At 69.3% G+C, this 16,519-nt stretch carries 13 protein-coding genes and 1 pseudogene; 8 read left to right on the forward strand and 6 right to left on the reverse strand.

Annotation, left to right across the window (positions count from 1 at the left end):
• Positions 1-14 precede the first annotated feature (14 nt).
• Genes EV644_RS27705 through EV644_RS27720 form a run of 4 tightly spaced genes read right to left on the reverse strand, consistent with a single transcriptional unit; the run spans position 15 to position 6,961 of the window.
• Complete coding sequence (locus tag EV644_RS27705; RefSeq protein ID WP_132191890.1) at positions 15-3,902, reverse strand: hypothetical protein; 3,888 nt, start codon at positions 3,900-3,902, stop codon at positions 15-17.
• A gap of 4 nt (positions 3,903-3,906) precedes the next feature.
• Positions 3,907-4,734 (reverse strand): carbohydrate ABC transporter permease, encoded by an 828-nt coding sequence (locus EV644_RS27710; RefSeq protein WP_132191891.1) that lies wholly within the window; start codon positions 4,732-4,734, stop codon positions 3,907-3,909.
• A complete protein-coding gene (locus tag EV644_RS27715; RefSeq protein WP_132191892.1) occupies positions 4,731-5,669 on the reverse strand; it encodes a carbohydrate ABC transporter permease in 939 nt (312 codons plus the stop codon). The genes EV644_RS27710 and EV644_RS27715 overlap by 4 nt, the downstream gene beginning before the upstream one ends.
• Entirely contained in the window at positions 5,666-6,961 is a 1,296-nt protein-coding gene (locus tag EV644_RS27720) for an ABC transporter substrate-binding protein (protein WP_132191893.1), read from the reverse strand. Before EV644_RS27720 ends, EV644_RS27715 begins: the two co-directional genes overlap by 4 nt.
• A gap of 214 nt (positions 6,962-7,175) precedes the next feature.
• On the opposite strand from EV644_RS27720, the gene EV644_RS27725 reads away from it, so the two are divergent.
• The 3 genes from EV644_RS27725 (at position 7,176) to EV644_RS27735 (ending at position 9,263) form a co-directional block, all read left to right on the forward strand.
• The gene (locus EV644_RS27725; protein WP_132191894.1) at positions 7,176-7,787 is read left to right on the forward strand and encodes a TenA family protein; all 612 of its coding nucleotides are present in this window, start codon (positions 7,176-7,178) and stop codon (positions 7,785-7,787) included.
• On the forward strand, positions 7,784-8,479 hold the full coding sequence (locus EV644_RS27730; protein ID WP_132191895.1) for a hypothetical protein: 696 nt from the start codon (positions 7,784-7,786) through the stop codon (positions 8,477-8,479). The genes EV644_RS27725 and EV644_RS27730 overlap by 4 nt, the downstream gene beginning before the upstream one ends.
• A gap of 76 nt (positions 8,480-8,555) precedes the next feature.
• Positions 8,556-9,263 carry a hypothetical protein gene (locus EV644_RS27735; RefSeq protein ID WP_132191896.1) on the forward strand — a complete coding sequence of 236 codons (708 nt, stop codon included), beginning with the start codon at positions 8,556-8,558 and terminating at the stop codon, positions 9,261-9,263.
• 131 nt (positions 9,264-9,394) lie between these two features.
• Here EV644_RS27735 and EV644_RS27740 read toward each other — a convergent pair whose 3' ends face one another.
• Complete coding sequence (locus EV644_RS27740; RefSeq protein WP_241998898.1) at positions 9,395-11,053, reverse strand: serine/threonine-protein kinase; 1,659 nt, start codon at positions 11,051-11,053, stop codon at positions 9,395-9,397.
• A 62-nt stretch (positions 11,054-11,115) separates the two neighbouring features.
• Here EV644_RS27740 and EV644_RS27745 point away from each other — a divergent pair, with 62 nt between their 5' ends.
• The 5 genes and pseudogenes from EV644_RS27745 to ptsP all read left to right on the forward strand — a co-directional run bounded on the left by EV644_RS27745 (position 11,116) and on the right by ptsP (position 15,865).
• Positions 11,116-11,676: an RNA polymerase sigma factor gene (locus tag EV644_RS27745; protein ID WP_132191897.1), complete on the forward strand. Its 561-nt coding sequence runs from the start codon at positions 11,116-11,118 to the stop codon at positions 11,674-11,676.
• A 103-nt stretch (positions 11,677-11,779) separates the two neighbouring features.
• Complete coding sequence (gene dhaK, locus EV644_RS27750) at positions 11,780-12,784, forward strand: dihydroxyacetone kinase subunit DhaK (RefSeq protein WP_132191898.1); 1,005 nt, start codon at positions 11,780-11,782, stop codon at positions 12,782-12,784.
• Between the two features lie 2 nt (positions 12,785-12,786).
• Positions 12,787-13,419: a dihydroxyacetone kinase subunit DhaL gene (gene dhaL, locus EV644_RS27755; protein WP_132192005.1), complete on the forward strand. Its 633-nt coding sequence runs from the start codon at positions 12,787-12,789 to the stop codon at positions 13,417-13,419.
• A 25-nt stretch (positions 13,420-13,444) separates the two neighbouring features.
• Positions 13,445-13,855, forward strand: a pseudogene (gene dhaM / locus EV644_RS47860) (dihydroxyacetone kinase phosphoryl donor subunit DhaM); the annotation flags it as partial.
• Between the two features lie 45 nt (positions 13,856-13,900).
• Entirely contained in the window at positions 13,901-15,865 is a 1,965-nt protein-coding gene (gene ptsP / locus EV644_RS27760; protein WP_369410543.1) for a phosphoenolpyruvate--protein phosphotransferase, read from the forward strand.
• 3 nt (positions 15,866-15,868) lie between these two features.
• Here the strand turns inward: ptsP and EV644_RS27765 are convergent, their stop codons facing one another.
• Entirely contained in the window at positions 15,869-16,519 is a 651-nt protein-coding gene (locus EV644_RS27765) for a cupin domain-containing protein (protein ID WP_132191900.1), read from the reverse strand.

Raw genomic sequence — 16,519 nt, forward strand, 5'->3', positions numbered from 1 at the left:
GATCAGGCTCCTCACTAGGGCTTCTGCTGCCTCGCCAGGGACCGCAGCCGGACCGGCCCGAACAGGCCCGACGTCCGCTGTCCCCCGAACACGAAATGGGTCGGGCTCACCGCGTCCAGGTAGGGCGCGGCCGTGCCGAAGACCTCGACGTCGACGGTGACCTCACCAGCCGAGCCGTGCGAGCCGACCGACCCGGTGAGGTCGAAGACGTACGGCGCACAGAACCGGACCCCCGCGCTCCGGCCGTCCACCAGCACCTCCGCAGTACCGCGTACTCGGCCCAGGTCGAGCTGGATCCGTTCGCCTGCGGGAATCGTGAGCAGCCGGCGGTAGCGGACTCCCCCGCTGTACTCCGACAGGCCGTGGTCCTCCCAGTCGCCCAGGCCGATCCGCCCGGAGCCGACGATTGCCCGGATCGGCCCGGTGAGCGCCGCGCCCGCCTCGAAGCCCGGCGTGGTCAGCAAGGCCAACTGCCCGACCCGACCGCCGGCCGGAACCTCCGCGACCAGGCGCCCGGAACCCGCAGCAATCTCGGTCTCGTCCACGGCGACGACAGCATGCCCGGCCAGCTCGAACTCCAGGCGAACGGTGCCCGGCGGCAGGTCGAACCGTAGGTACTCGACGCGCTGCGGATCGGTCCGCGGTACCGCGAAGGTGACCGGCTCGACCACACCTGCCGCCGCACCGGCTACACCTGACCCCGAGCCGGCCCGGCCGTTCTCCCCGGCACTGGAGCCGTCCAGCCAAGATGCCTTGGGCAACGGGTGCGCCCGGCGGTTCAGGTACAGGTCAGCGAGCGCGCGGTGCTGTTGCCGCCTGCGGACCACCTTCGCCGGCACACCGGCGACCTCGCCCACCCAGTCGTGGTCCGACACGACCAGCCCGTCGACCAGGATCGGCGACGGCTGCGTGACCTCGATCGTCACCTGGTTCTCCCCCGGCCGGAGCGCCTCCGCGAGGTCGTACCGCCGAACCCGTGGCGTCGGCCGCTCGTACGGCAGGAACCCGCCCTGACGTCCCACCTCGACCCCGTTGACGATCACCCGCGCCGACCCGCTCGCCGTCACCGTCACCTCCGACTCACCAGCCGGTACTACGGACGTGGTGAACCGGATCGCGGTACCGGCAGGTGGTGGCTCGACCAGGGCGATCCACTCGGGCCGCCGGTAGGCGGAGGTGTCCCGGACCAACGCCAGGTTCGCCCGCAGCGGCGTCTCCACTTCCGGAGTCAGGCGGAGCTCCACCGTGTGCCGCCCGGCGGAGAGACGGGCGGCCGCGGCTCCGAAGTGACCACCCGCGTCCTCGGTCGGCACGGATACGCCGTCGAGCAGGAGCTCCTTGGCTGCAGGCGCACCGACCACCACCGTGGTGTCGAGCGACTCATCCAAGGCAAACGCAGCCTGGAAGCAGACCGTTCGCCCGGCCGCGACCACCCCGAAGTCCAGGAACTCCTCCGGCACATGACCCTTCGGGCCAAGGGCATGCTTGTGGATCGGGTCCTTGTGGATTCCGCGGCTCTCGGAGTACTCGATCGGCAATCCGTCGATCAGCCCATGCGGCCCGAAGGTCGCGTGGGCCGATCGCCACTGCTCGTCACCCTCGACGCGATGCAGGAGCGCCCACCGTTCCACCACAACCTCGCCCATGCCAGGCCCACTCGCCGGCCAGGCGAAGTCACCCCAGGTGTTGTCCAAGGTCGGCAGCAGAGTCGCCTCCCAGTCACCCTCGAGCGCCTCATCCCGCCACTCCGCAGCGATGACCGGCGCGTCAGCCGGATTGCCCACGGCAAACACCACGAGCGCCGCAGGTCCCTGGTCGAAGGGAACGACAACCTCAGTGACATCCCCATCCACCTGGTAGGCAAGGGTTCTCGGCTCTCCACCGAACGGGGAAACCAGCATCGGAGCGCCCGGAACGTCCCGAACCCGGACGCTCACCTCGCGCAGGTACCGCTCGGGGTCGAAGTCGTAGCCGACGGTCGCCCAGTCGTGACTGATGCCGCGCTCGACGGCTCGCCCATCGCCGACCCGCGTCGCGCTCCACTCAGTCGCCGTGACGAAGACGACCAGCTCGCCGTCCACCTCACGCGCGAGCGTCGGCACCTCGGCCTCGACCCTCCGTGGCAACCGCGCCAGCACAGCCGGGATCTCCGCCGCAGTAGCTACCAAAACCGCCTCGCCTCGGGCGAATCGCTCGCGCAACAACGCGACCGCCTTGTCACCACCGGCGACGCCACGCGCCGGCAGCGCGCCGACGGCAACCACCAACCCACCCGCGGCAACGAACTCATCCAGCCGCTCGGCCACCGCACCTTCCAGCACCGTTGCCGCAGGCAACACAACAGCGGCGTACCGCTCATCGGCGACGAACAGCCGCACATCCGACCCGACTCGTACCTCCGCACGCGCGAGCGAGTCGTCATCGATCACATCGGCATCGAGCCGCGCCCTGTCCAGCACACCCCGCACCGGTGCGAACCAGGTCGCATCCCCGATCAGCTCCCGATACACCTCCTGAGCCCGTACGGCGTCGGGCCCGGGACCATCCATCGTCAGATCGGCCTGCACCGTCGCAGTCGGAAACAGTACGGCGATGTCACACAGGTGCCTGCCCATCGACAGGGCGGCGCACAACCCGGCGACTGTGTCGGCGAAGTGCTTGTGGTGCCGCCAGTACGGCTGGCGCCAGTCCGTCGACGGCGGCGCCCACTCCCACCAGCCGGCCCGGGTCGTGTAGTAGACCGCGTGCGGGTTGTAGAGCGTGGCGCCGGTTCGCAGCCAGGGCAGCAACCAGTCGAAGGTCTCCTCGAGCGTGCCGCCCCACCCGGTCGAGTGAAACGCCTCGATCCACGTGCGCGGGCGGTCGTAGAGATGCGCGAGCGACGAGTGGATCCGGGCATCCCCGTGGTGATCGGATCCCGGGGCACTGAACCACCGATGCGTGCGCGCGTAGTCGGCGTACAGCTGGACACCTTCGACCGGGCGGCCCGCTCGGGCCGGGTCCTGCTGGTCGCAGCCGACCATGAGCCCGTACTGCTCGTGCCACTCGTGCAGCGGCTTGAAGAACGCCTCCTCGGCCAGGGTCGCCCGGAGTGCGTGGTAATCCCGTCTGACCTGATCCGCATCCGGCAGCGGCGAACCCCACAAGGCAGCCAGGCGATCGCGCAGGTCGTAGCCGTACCGGCTGACGAACTCGTCGGCGAAGGATGCGGACCACGTCGGCACCGAGGGCAGCTCGTCCTGGAACGACCCGACCACCACCTTGCCGAGCCGGTCGCCCAGCCGGCGGGCGAACTCCCCGTGCACCTGGTCGAGCAACGCAGTACAGGCTTCTCGCCCGAGGTAGTCGAAGCCGTGGTCCGTCTCGTAGAACAAGGAGAGCGTGGATTCCAACGAAGCCTCGCACTCGACGCCGTCGCCCGTGACGCTCACCGGCTGGCCCGGGGCTCCGTCCGATGGTTCCAGCACCGCCGCGATCGGCCGACCCCCCGCAGGGCAGCTGACGACCAGGCGACCCGTACCGGTGGTGGTCGCGCGCTGCAGCCGACGTCCGGCGTACGAGGGCTGACGGGCGACCAACCGGGCCTGGAGGTCCGCTCCGGAGAAGCCGAGCTGGTCGTAGAACCACAGTGAGACGCCCAGCTCCTCCGCATCCGAGCAGACACCCAGGAAGAGGTCCCACCAGGCTTCGGACAGGAACGGTGGATCGTCGGCATCGCAGCCGTGGTCCGACCCGGCGGGCGCGAGGTTGAGGACGACGAGTTGGTAGACGCCGCCCTCGACGAACCGCTCGAGCTGCCAGCGCAACCGCACCGGGTCGAGCGGTTCGCCGCTCCACCACCAGATCGGTACGGGTGAGAAGGACCTCGGAGGATCGGCGAAGATCTCGGCGAGCGACGGCACACGGTTATCCCTTCAGTCCGCTGGAGAAGCCGCGGATGACGTAGCGCTGGAGCAGCAGGAAGACGACCAGGATCGGCAGCGCGGCGAGCACCAGGCCGGCCGCGACGAGCCCGTAGTCCGACGTGTACTCGTTGACGAACGCGAACACCCGGACCGGGACCGTCTCCCGGCCCGAGCCGCCCAGGTAGAGCAGCGGGGTGAAGAAGTCGTTCCAGATGTGCACCGCGTTCAGGATCAGCACCGTGCCGGTGATCGGCCGCAGCAGCGGGAAGATCACGTGCACGAACGCCTGCAGGTGCGAGGCCCCGTCGATCAGCGCCGCGTTCGTGTAGTCGGCGGGCAGCGACCGGATGAAGCCGGTGTAGAGGAACACCGTGAACGGCAACTGGATCCCGGTGTAGAAGAGGATCATCCCCTGATAGGTGCCGAGCAGGCCGAGATCGTTCACCAGTTGGTAGAGCGGGATCATGCCCAGCTGGAACGGCAGGATGATGCCGACCAGGAACAGGATGTAGAGGCTGTAGCTCAACCGGCCGGCCTGCCGGGCCAGGAAGTACGCCGCGAGCGAGCCGAGCACGATCAGCACGACCACGCTCGACACGGTGATCAGCGTGCTGTTCAGCAGGGCGGACCCGAGCGAGGCCGACTGCCACGCCGTACCGAAGCTGGCCACCGACGGCGGATCGGGCGGGGACAGCGGGGCGTTCGCGATCTGCCCGGGATCCTTGAAGGCCAGCGTCACCAGGGCGTAGACCGGGAACAGGAAGGCGACCGCGGTCGCCACCATGACGAGCTCGAGGACGAAGGTGCGGGGCCGGTAGGCGGTCCTCATGCGGTCGTCTCCCGGGAGCGGAGGTAGGCGATCTGGAGGAAGGAGACGGCGGCGACGAAGATCGCCAGCACCAGCGCCACCGCGGTGCTGTAGCCGAACTTCCCGAACACGAACGCCTGCTTGTAGAGCACGGTCGACAACGTGTCGGTCGCGTACCCCGGACCGCCGTTGGTCATCGCGATGATCTGGGTGAACAGCGTCAGGCCGCCGACCGTCGACAGCATCACGTTGATCGTCACTGCGGGCGCCAGCAGCGGCCAGGTGATGTGCCGGAACCGCGCGACAGTGCCGGCCCCGTCGACCATCGCCGACTCGTGCAACTCCTTCGGCACGCCTTCCAGACCGGCCAGGAAGATCACCATCGAGTAGCCGGCGCACTGCCAGATCACCGTGAAGGCAACCGACCAGATCGCCAGCGATGGGTTACCCAGCCAGTCCTGCCGCAGAGCCCCGAGCCCGATCGCGTTCAGCGCCGCGTTCAGGCCCGCGTCCGGCGCCGGGTTGTAGACGTACTTCCAGAGGAATGACACCATCACCGGGCTGACCACGACCGGGGCGAAGAAGATCACCCGCAGCACCATCCGGCTCTTGATCGTCGTGTGCACGCCGAGCGCGAGCAGCAGGCCGAGCCCGTTCTGGACCACCACGATCGCCAGCGTCAGCAGCAGGGTGTTGCGGAGCGCGCCGAGCGCCTGGTCGTCGTGCACCAGTTCCTGGAAGTTGTCGAACCCGACGAACGACCGTTGCTCGCCGACCCCCGACCAGTCGGTGAAGGCCGACCCCGCGCCGACGATGCTCGGGTAGAGCATCACCAGCGCGTAGACCAGCAGAGCCGGCGCCGCGAACAACCAGGGCGGCGCGATGCCACCCCCGCGGCGTACCCGCTTCACCGGTGGCGGCGCGGGCTTCACCGGCGGCGCCATTACCGCCGTCATGCGGTCTTCCGGTACGCCTCGTCCATCTTCTTCAGCGCGCCGTCGACGGTGGTCTTGCCGCCGAGCAACTCCTGGACGACGGCGAAATGGGTCGGCTGCACCTCGGCGTTGGGCCAGCGCTGGTCCATGAACGGCACCGCCTTGTTGCCCGACAGGTAGGGCAGGAACGGCTTCAGCACCGGGTCCACCTTCGCCGCGCCCTCGGAGTACAGGGGAACGCAGGCAACTGCCTCGGCCCAGGTGTTGATCATGTCCGGCTGCCCGCAGAACTCGATGAACTTGCGCGCCTCGTCGGCCTTCTTGCTCTTCGCGCTGACCGCCAGGCCGACCACGATGCCGCCGGGGATCCAGTTGTCGGCCACGGTGTCGGTGGCCGGCAGCGGGAACATGCCGAGGTCGTCGGGCGACGGCGCCGCGTCGCGGTAGGCCTGCAGGACCGCGGAGACCTGGACCGCCATCGCGGCCTTGCCGGTGCCGACCATCGAGGTGGCCTGCTCGTACGTGGTGCCGTTCGGGTTGTCGTTGAAGAAGCCGCGCTTCTGCAGTTCGAGGTACTTGTTCATCGCGTCGGCCCAACCGGAGCCCGCGAAGGTAGCGGAACCGGCGGCCATCTTGTCGTCGAAGTCGGGCTGCTTGGAGTAGACAGTGCCCGGCACCAGTGCGTAGTTGATCAGCTGGGTGACCCACGGCGTCTGCGCGCCGAGAGCGAGCGGCACGATGCCCTTCTTCTTCAGCGTTTCGCAGACCGTCAGCAGTTCGCTCCAGGTGGTCGGCACCTCGACGCCGGCCTTGGCGAACGCCTTCTTGTTGTAGATCGCGCCGAGCACGCTGGTGCCGGGCGAGAAGATGAAGGTCTTGCCGTCCTGCTGGTAGGCACCCTTGAAGCCGGTCGGGATCTTCTGGGTCCAGGCCTGGTCGCTCAGGTCGGTCAACAGGTTGGCCTTGCTCAGCTGGACCATCGACATCGCGCTGCCGTTGCCCGGGTAGACCGCGTGCATGTCCGGCGCGTTGCCGGCCGCGAGCTGGGCCCGGAGCGCCGTCTGCAACTGGTCCGCCGGCGAGAAGGACAGGTTGAAGTCGAACGAGCTGTTCAGCTTCTTGTACTCGTCGAGCGCCTTGCGCAGCCCCGCCTCCTGGCTGCCCGCGCCGATCACCTTCAGGGGACCGCCGCCACTGCCACCGGCGGAGTTGCCGCCACCACACCCCGCGAGGGTGCCGGCGACCGCGACGCCGCCCATCAACTGCAGCAGTCGCCTCCGGCTGACCTGCGGACGGATGATCTCGGATGCCACGGTTCCTCCTGAGCTCGGGGCAGCACAGAACCCCGGAAATATCACCATTGAATGTGAATAGAACGTGAAGGGATGTTATGTTCCTCACTGCGGCACGCTACGAAGAGCTCAGATGGCATGTCAAGGGTTCGGAGGTCACCTTTTGAAAGGATTCAGTCCGGCGCTCGCCGGAATCGGGCAGGCGGCCCTCCGACCGGCCTGAGAAGATGGCGACGTGCCCGAGACAACCGCTGCCCTGCTCACCGGGCAGGCCCGCGCCTGGCAGCGCATCCTGGCCCACCCGTTCGTCGCCCGCACCTCCGCCGGTTCGTTGCCCAAGGCCACCTTCGACCGGTGGCTGACCGAGGACCACTACTTCGTGCTGTCCTTCCGGAGCTTCCTCGAGGCGCTGTCCGAGGTCGCTCCCGGCGACGACGCCCGCAAGGTGCTGGCCGGCGGACTGGCCGCGCTGGTGCCGGAGCTCGAGCTGTTCGAGACCGAGGCCGCCGAGCGCGGACTCGACCTCACCGCCGAGCCCTCGCTACTGAACGTGGGCTACTCCTCATACCTGCTCGCCTCGGTCCAGGAGGGCTGGCCGGTCGGCATCACCGTCCTCTACGCCGTCGAGAAGGCGTACTACGACGCGTGGGCCTCCGTCCGCGACAGCACCGGCCCGGACACGCAGTACGCCGGCTTCATCGCGAACTGGTCCTCGCCGGAGTTCTCCGCGTACGTCGACCAGCTCGGCGAACTGGTGGACCGCGAGGAGCTGACACCTGCGATGACCCGAGCCTTCGACCGGGTGGTGCGGTTCGAACTGGCCTTCTGGGATCTGGTGCACGGGTGAAGACCGCAGTCCTGGTGAGCGGCGTCGTACTGCTGGGAGTCGTCGGAGGCGCGGCCGGCTACGAGACGGGCGTCCTCACCGAGCCCGGCACCACCCTCACCGCCGGCGCCGCCGCACCACTGGGCGGGGTCTACCCCGCTGCGCCGCTGCCGGTCAAAACTCCTGTCCCGAGTGATGTTCCGGCCCTCACCACGGCGGAGCTGACCTTCCGCCAGCACACCTTCCAGGTCCAGGCCTCCGATCGGACGGTGGAAATGGCGATCCAGGTACCCCGCGGCTGGCAACTGACCACCAACCCGAAGAGCCCCGCCGAGGTCAAGTTCCTCGATCCGCTGAAGGAGCGAGGGGTCCGCGTCGAGGCGATCTCCCCGCCCGGTCTGAGCCCGAAGGAATCGCGGCAGAAGCTGGTAGTGGACCTGGAGAAGAGCCAGGCGCCGGAGAACGACCTGCGGATCGTGTCCCAGACCGACGACCAGATCGAGGCCGACGGCGAGCTTCGCGCGGTCTCCACGCTGATCTACACCTACATCCCGAACAAGACCCGGCGGTACGTGATCGTCTGCTGGGTGGCCGCCGCTCGCGGCGACGACCTCGCGACCGTCGAGATGAGCATCACCGGTCTTCCCCAGGACGCCGCCGGCCTTGCCTCGGTCCTGCAGGAAGCGACCCGCTCGGTCCACGAGACCGGCTGACCGGAGACGCCCGAACCTTCCGGTGACCTACGGTGTCTAAAACGGGTACTGGGGGTGGACCGGGAGGGGGGTGGCCGTGGCCGGGCGGAAGGTCGGTACTGCGCTGCTCGGGTCCGGGTTGCTCGCGATCACGGTGCTCGGTGGAGCGGGTGGGTATGGGGTGGGCCTGTGGACGACCACCGAGACCGCTGCGACCAACGGGGAGGCCAGCCCGCTCTCCGGGCTGAATCTGCCCAGCGCTCCGCCCCCTCAGTCTCCGACGCCGCCCGCCAAGAAGATCGTGCCGGACGATTCCCCGGCGCTGGAGGCGGACGAGCTCACCTACAAGACCCGCACGTTCACCGCGCGGATGGCGGTGAAGTCGAGAGTGCGGGTCCAGGTGCCGGCGCTCTGGGACTTCACCCAGCCCGATCCGCCGAAGCTGGGCCGGTACACAGATCCGACCAAGAAGCGCTGGATCCGGATCGAGGCGGGCTTCACCGTCCAGCGTGCGCCTGCCGAGTCGATGGCGATCCGGATCGGTGAGCTGAAGGCGATCCCCGCCAACCAGATGGTGAAGGTACTGGACCAGCAGGTCGACCCGGACACGAACAACGCGACCCTGGTCTACACCTACGTGCCGGACTCGAGCGTCCGCTACGTGATCGTCCGCTGGATAGCCGACGAGACCGGCAACTGCATCTTCGAGATGGGCTCGACCGGCCTACCCCAGGACGAAGACGCCCTCCTGGCCGTCCTGGACCGAGCCACCGAAACAGCCACCCGCACCGACGAAGACATCTGACAGGAGCCGGGTCTCCGGACGAGGTCAGCGGAGCCAGATGATGCGGAAGATCGTTGAGCGGATGCGGTAGAAGCGGCGGCGGTTCGCCTGGAGCAGCGCTGGCGACGGCCTGAGCCGCTCGACGACCATCATCACGGAGTTCCTGCACCTCTGTACACGATCGAGTTGGCCACCTCGATGACCTTGTCCCGATCGGGGCCCTGGACCTGCACGAACATCAGGTCGCTCCCCGTGTCGACGACTCTCTGTAGCAGAATGGTAGCGCCTGGTCCACACTGCGCCGAAATCTGCTCCAGGCCGGGCTTCCCGCCGATGGTGGAGTCCATGATCTCCCCCGGCAGACCGCAGTTGTACTCCTTGGGGTCCGGGAACCGCTTGCGCGGGTCGCCGTCGCGATCGATCAGGCCGGCGAAGACGCCCGGGGTGAGCTGGTCCGGCAAGGCCCAGTTGTCGTTCTCGCTGACGCGCAGCGCAGGGCGGTCGTCAGCATTGCCCGGTGGGCGCCAGTTCGACTTGGCGACGACACCGGCCCAGTCGCTCGGGACCTCCACCGAGAACCCGTTCCCACTGGCCGTGACGTCATGGACCGGCAGGAGGTACCGCTCGACGGCGTATCCCGCTCCACCGCCGATGACGAGCGCGAGCACCGCGGCAACGACCCACCGACCCCGCCGGCTCCGCCTGGGCTTGCCCGGAGCTGAGGTGGAGGTTGCCGCGGAGTCTGCAGTTCCGGCTGATGCAAGGACTGGTTCGGGCACAGCCGGACTGGCGGCAGCCTCTGTGGAACTGGCGGCCGGCGTCTTGACCAAGGTCGGGGCGTTTGAGTCGCTCAGCGCCGTCCTCTCGCCGACCTCCGGCTCCGCCCCGGGGAGGACGATCTCCGGCTTGAGCTTGACTGGTTCGGCCTTGGCGGTGGCCACTGCGGCCACCGGGGCCGCAGTACCGGCGACTGCGCCGGCTGGGAGGAAGTTCTGGGTGGTTTCGTCCAGGGCGCCGACGAGTTCGCGGGTGAAGGCCTCGATGTCGGGCCAGCGGTTGTCGCGGTTCGGGTCCAGGGCGCGGACGATCGCGGCGTCGACCCGGTCCGGGACGTCGAACCCCAGGGAGCTCGGGGGCGGGGCCGCCTTGACCCGGCCGGCCGCACCCAGGCCGTCCACCTGATGCGGGGAACGACCCGTCAGCGCGGCGTAGGCGACCGCGCCCAGGGAGTACTGGTCGGCTCGCTGATCCAGCCGCTCCCCCATCGCCTGCTCTGGCGCCACGTACGACGGGGTGCCGCCCGGCAGGGTGATCCTCGACACCTCGTCGAGGGACTTGCCGAGGCCCAGGTCGGACAGGACCGCCCGTTCGCCCTCGTCGGTACTCCGGAAGAGCACGTTGGCCGGTTTCACGTCCCGGTGCAGGAGTCCCCGTCGGTGCAGGGCCTGGAGCCCGCGGCCCACCTGGACGATCACCCCGACGGCTGATTCGAGGGCGAGCGGCTCCTTCTTCAGCCGGTCCGCCAGCGTGCCGCGATCGGCGTACGTGAGCACCAGGAACGGCCGCCCGTCCTCGAGCTCGCCCACGTCGTGCACCTGGACGACGTGCTCGGACTCGACCCGGCGCAGGAACCGGCCCTCCTCGAGGAATCGGCGGCGCACAGAGTCGTCGTGCGCCCAGTTGTCGGCCAGGACCTTGATGGCCACCTCGGCGTCCAGTTGCTCGTCGTGAGCCAGCCACACCGTGGCGAAACCACCAGAGCCCAGGCGTCGGCGCACGACGTACCGGCCAAGTCTGGTTGGGACCCCCATACAAGGCATTATGGATCACTCGGAGTCCCACGCCCGGGGGACCGATGACAACGAAGGCGCAGATGAGCGAGAGCAGCAGCCCGACCGACGATCTCGGAGAACTCGCCGAGCGCGCCGCCGGGGGTGACAAGAACGCGATGGACGACCTGCTCAGGCTGGTCCACCCCCGCGTGCTCCGGATCTGCCGCAGCGTCCTGCCGTACTCCGCGGACGCCGAGGACGCGGCCCAGGAAGCGCTGCTGAACATCGCCACCAAGATCCACACGTACTCCGGCCGGAGCAGCTTCTCGACCTGGGTGCACTCGGTCGCGGCGAACTCGGCCCGCTCGACGTACCGCAAGCTCAAGCGGACCGCCCAGGCGGCGCACAACCCCGACCAGATGGACCGGCCGGACCCGCGGACCACCAGCGTCATCGCCGGCACCCGGCTGGACCTGCTGGAAGCCCTCGAGACCCTCGAACGCGACCGCCCCCAGATGGTCACCCCGCTGGTACTCCGGGACGTGTACGGCCTGTCCTACGAGGAGATCGCCGCCCTGGTGGGAGCCCCGCTCGGCACCATCAAGTCCCGCATCCACGACGCCCGCGAGGTCGTCCGCCCCCTCCTCCGCCCGAAGGACTGACCCTCCGGCTGTCGCGGCCGGCCGAGGTCGCCGAGCACCCGGTGGGCTGACCGGAACGCCTGGGGGCTCCCGCAGCGGCGTTCGGTGTGCTCAGATGGGCTTCATGAAGAAGCTCATCAACGACCCTGCCGATGTTGTGAGTGAAGCGCTGCGTGGGATGGAGGCGGCGCACCCGGACCACGTCCGGGTCGATCACGAGAACCGGATCGTCTACCGCAAGGACGCACCCAAGGCCGGCAAGGTCGGTCTGATCTCCGGTGGCGGGTCCGGCCACGAGCCGATGCACGGCGGGTTCGTCGGGCTCGGCATGCTGGACGCCGCCTGCGCGGGCGAGGTGTTCACCTCACCGGTGCCGGACCAGATGATGGCCGCCACCAAGGAGGTCGACGCCGGCGCCGGCGTGCTACACATCGTGAAGAACTACACCGGCGACGTGATGAACTTCGAGATGGCCGCCGAACTGGCCGCCGCCGAGGCCGGTACCGAGGTGCTGTCGGTCGTCACCGACGACGACGTGGCCGTCCAGGACAGCCTCTACACCGCGGGCCGCCGGGGGGTCGGCGTGACCGTGCTGCTGGAGAAGCTCGTCGGCGCCGCCGCCGAGGAGGGCCGCCCGCTGCAGGAGATCGCAGACCTCGCCAAGCGGATCAACGACAACGGCCGCAGCATGGGCATGGCGCTCACCTCCTGCACCGTGCCGGCCGCGGGCAAGCCGACGTTCGAGCTGGCCGAGAACGAGATGGAGGTCGGCATCGGCATCCACGGCGAGCCCGGCCGGCAACGGTTGCCGCTGGCACCGGCCAAGGACATCGCCGCGCTGCTGGTCGACCCGGTGGTCGGCGACCTGCCGTACCAGCAGGGCGACACGGTGATCGCCTTCATGAACGGGATGGGCGGCACGCCGCTGATCGAGCTCTACCTGATGTACAACGAGGTCCGGCAACTGCTCGACCGGGCCGGGATCACGGTGGCCCGCTCGCTGGTCGGCAACTACATCACCTCGCTGGAGATGGCCGGCTGCTCGGTCACGCTGCTCAAGGTGGACGACGAACTGGTACGTCTCTGGGACGCGCCGGTGAACACCCCCGGCCTACGCTGGCGAGCGTGAGCATGGGTGAGCAGAAGACCGTCGAAGACTTCGCGAACTGGCTGCGGGACCTGGCGGTCACGCTGCACGAGAACGCGGCGTATCTGACCGAGCTCGACTCGGCGATCGGGGACGCGGACCACGGCACCAACATGGACCGTGGTTTCACGGCGATCGTCGCGGTGCTCGACGAGACCACGTTCGAGAGCGTCGACGAACTGCTGAAGAAGGCCGGGATGACGCTGGTCAGCAAGGTCGGCGGCGCGAGCGGGCCGCTGTACGGCACCTTCTTCCTGCGCTTCGGGACCGCGCTGGCGGGCAAGGAGATCACGCCGGCCTCGGTCGGTGAGGCGTTGAAGGCGGGCATCGGCGGCATCCTCGCGCGCGGCAAACCCGAGCTCGGCGACAAGACCATGTACGACGCCTGGGCGCCCGCGCTCGAGGCGTACGACGGGGCGGTGGCGGGTGGGTCCGACCTGGGTGGGGCGCTCGCGGCCGCGGCCGAGGCGGCTGCCAAGGGACGGGACGCGACGACGCCGCTGGTGGCTCGCAAGGGGCGGGCCAGCTACCTCGGTGAGCGGAGCGCCGGCCACCAGGATCCGGGCGCGACGAGCACCACCCTCCTGCTGGAGTCGGCAGCACGCACTCTGGCATGAGTTCAGCTCGGTTGGTGGTGGTCCCGTGATCGGGATCGTGGTGGTGTCGCACAGCCGGGCGCTGGCGGAGGCGGCGGTCGGGCTGGCTTCGGAGATGGTTGCTGAGGGCGACCGTCCGGTGATCGCAGTCGCCGCCGGCCTGGACGAGACGACCTTCGGCACCGACGCGGCAGCCGTCGCGGAGGCGATCGGGACAGCCGACAGCCCGGACGGCGTGCTCGTGCTGCTCGACCTCGGCAGCGCGATCCTGAGCGCCGAACTGGCCCTGGAATTCGTCGATCCCGAGACCGCCGAGCGGGTGAAGCTCTCCAGTGCACCCTTGGTGGAAGGGCTTGTGGCGGCTGTGGTGACCGCGTCGACCGGCGCCTCACTGGACGCGGTGATCACCGAGGCTTCGCGCGGCCTGGCCGGCAAGCAGGATCACCTCGGAGACAGCCCGGCTGTGGTCGATTCGGCGCCGGTTGCCGCCGAGAGCGCCTCTGTGGAGATCGCGGTCGGCAACGAGCATGGATTACACGCGCGACCGGCCGCGAAGCTGGTTGCCCTGGTCAACGGGTTCGACGCGGCCGTGACGTTGACCGACCTCGACACCGGACGCGGTCCCGTCGACGCGGGCAGTTTGAGCATGGTGGCCACGCTCAACGCCCAGCAGGGTCATCGGCTCCGGGTCGGCGCCTCCGGTCCGGACGCTGATGCGGCACTCCAGGCGATCAGCGCGCTGGCCGACCGGGCCTTCGACGATGTGCCGGCTCAGCCGGTTGCCGAGACCGAGAGCCAGGCAACGCCCCCGAGTGCGGGTGGGTCTGGGCTGGATGTGGCGATCGGACCGGCGGTGGTTGTGGATGCCTCGGTCGACCTGAGCGGCTACGTGCGCTCGGCAGATGAGCAGAAGCGATCGGACGAGGCGCGCGCGACGGCCACCACCGGGTTGGTTCGGCTGCGCGACGACACTGCCCAGCGAGTCGGAGCGGCCGAGGCTGCGATTTTCGACGCCCAACTCTCGCTGCTCGACGACCCCACCCAGCTGAAGCTGATCTCCCAGGCGATCACCGACGGAGCGAGCGCGCCCGACGCCTGGCACCACGCCTTCGACGACCTCGCGACCACCTTCGAAGGACTCGACGACGCCTACCAGCGAGAACGCGCGCAGGACGTCCGCAGCGTCCGAGACCGAGTACTGCGGGCCATCACCCGCGGCACCGCAGCACCGGCTGTGGACCCACTGGACGCGGCGGGGTATCCCGAGGGCGGGATTCTCGTAGTACCGGAGCTTGATGCGGCGACCGCGGCTGGGGTGGATGCGGGCCGGGTCGCGGGCATCGCCGTACGGGCAGCGGGGACGACCGGGCACGGCGTGATCGTGGCGCGGTCGCGCGGGATTCCGCTGATCACCGGGATCGGCGACGTGACGGTAGCGGACGGGGTGCTGGTCGGCTTCGACGCGCGCGGCGGTTCATTCGTGGTGGAGCCGGACGAAGCAGCCTTCCGTACTGCGATCGAGACGCGGACCGCGGAGCGGGCAGAAGCTCTGGCCGACGCGGATCAGCCGGCGGTGACCGTGGACGGGCAGACCATCCAGGTGTTCGCGAACGTCGGGTCGGTCCAGGACGCGGTGGATGCGCGCGGCGCCGACGGGTCCGGGTTGGTGCGGACCGAGGTGCTCTTCGGCAACTGGCGGCAGCCGCCGGCCGTCGAGGAGCAGGCCGAGGTGTTCCGCGCGGTCGCGGCGGCGCTCGGCGGGAAGCCGATCACCATCAGGACCTGGGACATCGGCGGGGACAAGCCGTTGCCGTTCCTGCCGCAGGAGCGCGAGGCGAACCCGTTCCTCGGCGAGCGTGGGATCCGGGTGTTCCGGCGCCGGCCCGAGCTGCTGCGCGACCAGCTGAAGGCGATCTGCCAGGTGGCGACGGAGACGCCGGTGCAGGTGATGTTCCCGATGGTCACGACGGCCGAGGAGGTCGGCTGGGCGCTCGAGCAGCTCGGCGCGATCGGCACCCACTCGTGGGGCGTCAAGGTCGGCATCATGGTCGAGGTCCCGGCGGCTGCCCTGCGGATCGCCAGCCTCGCCGACGGTCTGGATTTCGTCAGCATCGGGACGAACGACCTCACGCAGTACACGACTGCTTCGGATCGCGGCAACACCAACGTCGCGGCGCTGGCCGACGCCCTCGACCCAGCTGTCCTGCAGTTGATCGACCGCGTGGTCCGCGGAGTGCCCGCGGGCGTCGAGGTCGCCGTCTGCGGGGATCTCGCCAGCGACCCCGATGCCGCCGCGCTCCTGGCCGCCCTGGGCGTTCACGAACTGAGCGCGGTCGGCCCCCAGGTCCCTCTCGTCAAGGCCCGCCTCCGCCAGACCGACCTGACCACCGCCGCCGCCGTCGCCGCCAAGGCCCTGACGCTCCCCAGCGCCACTGACGTCCGGGCCCTCCTACTGGCCGAGCTCTGACGCTCAGCCAGCGGCGTAGTAGCGGAGTTCGACGAGGTTGAAGCCGTTGGTGCGTTCGGGCTTCGCGGGCAGCGTGCAGGTCTCGCCTGGCTGGAGGTAGCTGACCATGGGGGTAGTGCGGTCGAGGTCTACGACCAGGGCTGGGTAGGCGCCGGTGCGCCAGGTGTAGGACTCGCCGGCGTCGGGGGTGATGTGCTGGACGCGGACGTCGGGGTCGTCGACGACGACCTTCGTGGGGACTTCGCCGACGCCTTCGAAGGCGCTGTCATGTTCGATGCCTTCGGTAACTTCGTAACGTTCACCGGAGGCTTCTTCGCCGAGATCGACGAGCTCGATCAGGCGGTTGAGGTACGGCGCGTCGCCTTCGTTGGTGAGCATGTGGACTGGGGAGACCGGGCGGTAGACCGAGCCGCCGATGGTCTCGCTCAGCTGGCGGGCGGGACTTCCGTCGAGCCAGTCCATGTGGCAGGGAGACGTCGCCAGGCACAGCACGACGTACGGGTTGTGGTGCAGGTGCCAGCCCTGCGCCTCGCCGCCTTCGAGGGCGACCTCCCAGACCCGGACACGGGAGTTCTCCAGCAGTACCCGGGTGCCGATCTCGCCGAGCACGACCTCGGTGCCGTCGGGGGCCAGGACGGTGGTGCCTGCGGTCAT

It is taken from the genome of Kribbella orskensis, from assembly GCF_004342085.1.
In the GTDB taxonomy this organism is placed as follows: Bacteria; Actinomycetota; Actinomycetes; order Propionibacteriales; family Kribbellaceae; genus Kribbella; species Kribbella orskensis.

What these genes read in the sequence shown, in the direction of transcription:
- EV644_RS27710 (WP_132191891.1), bottom strand. Translation starts at nt 4,734, where the DNA reads ATGAGGACCGCCTACCGGCCCCGCACCTTCGTCCTCGAGCTCGTCATG.
- EV644_RS27715 (WP_132191892.1), bottom strand. Translation starts at nt 5,669, where the DNA reads ATGACGGCGGTAATGGCGCCGCCGGTGAAGCCCGCGCCGCCACCGGTG.
- EV644_RS27740 (WP_241998898.1), bottom strand. Translation starts at nt 11,053, where the DNA reads ATGGGGGTCCCAACCAGACTTGGCCGGTACGTCGTGCGCCGACGCCTG.
- EV644_RS27745 (WP_132191897.1), top strand. Translation starts at nt 11,116, where the DNA reads ATGAGCGAGAGCAGCAGCCCGACCGACGATCTCGGAGAACTCGCCGAG.
- dhaK (WP_132191898.1), top strand. Translation starts at nt 11,780, where the DNA reads ATGAAGAAGCTCATCAACGACCCTGCCGATGTTGTGAGTGAAGCGCTG.
- dhaL (WP_132192005.1), top strand. Translation starts at nt 12,787, where the DNA reads ATGGGTGAGCAGAAGACCGTCGAAGACTTCGCGAACTGGCTGCGGGAC.
- EV644_RS27765 (WP_132191900.1), bottom strand. Translation starts at nt 16,519, where the DNA reads ATGACCGCAGGCACCACCGTCCTGGCCCCCGACGGCACCGAGGTCGTG.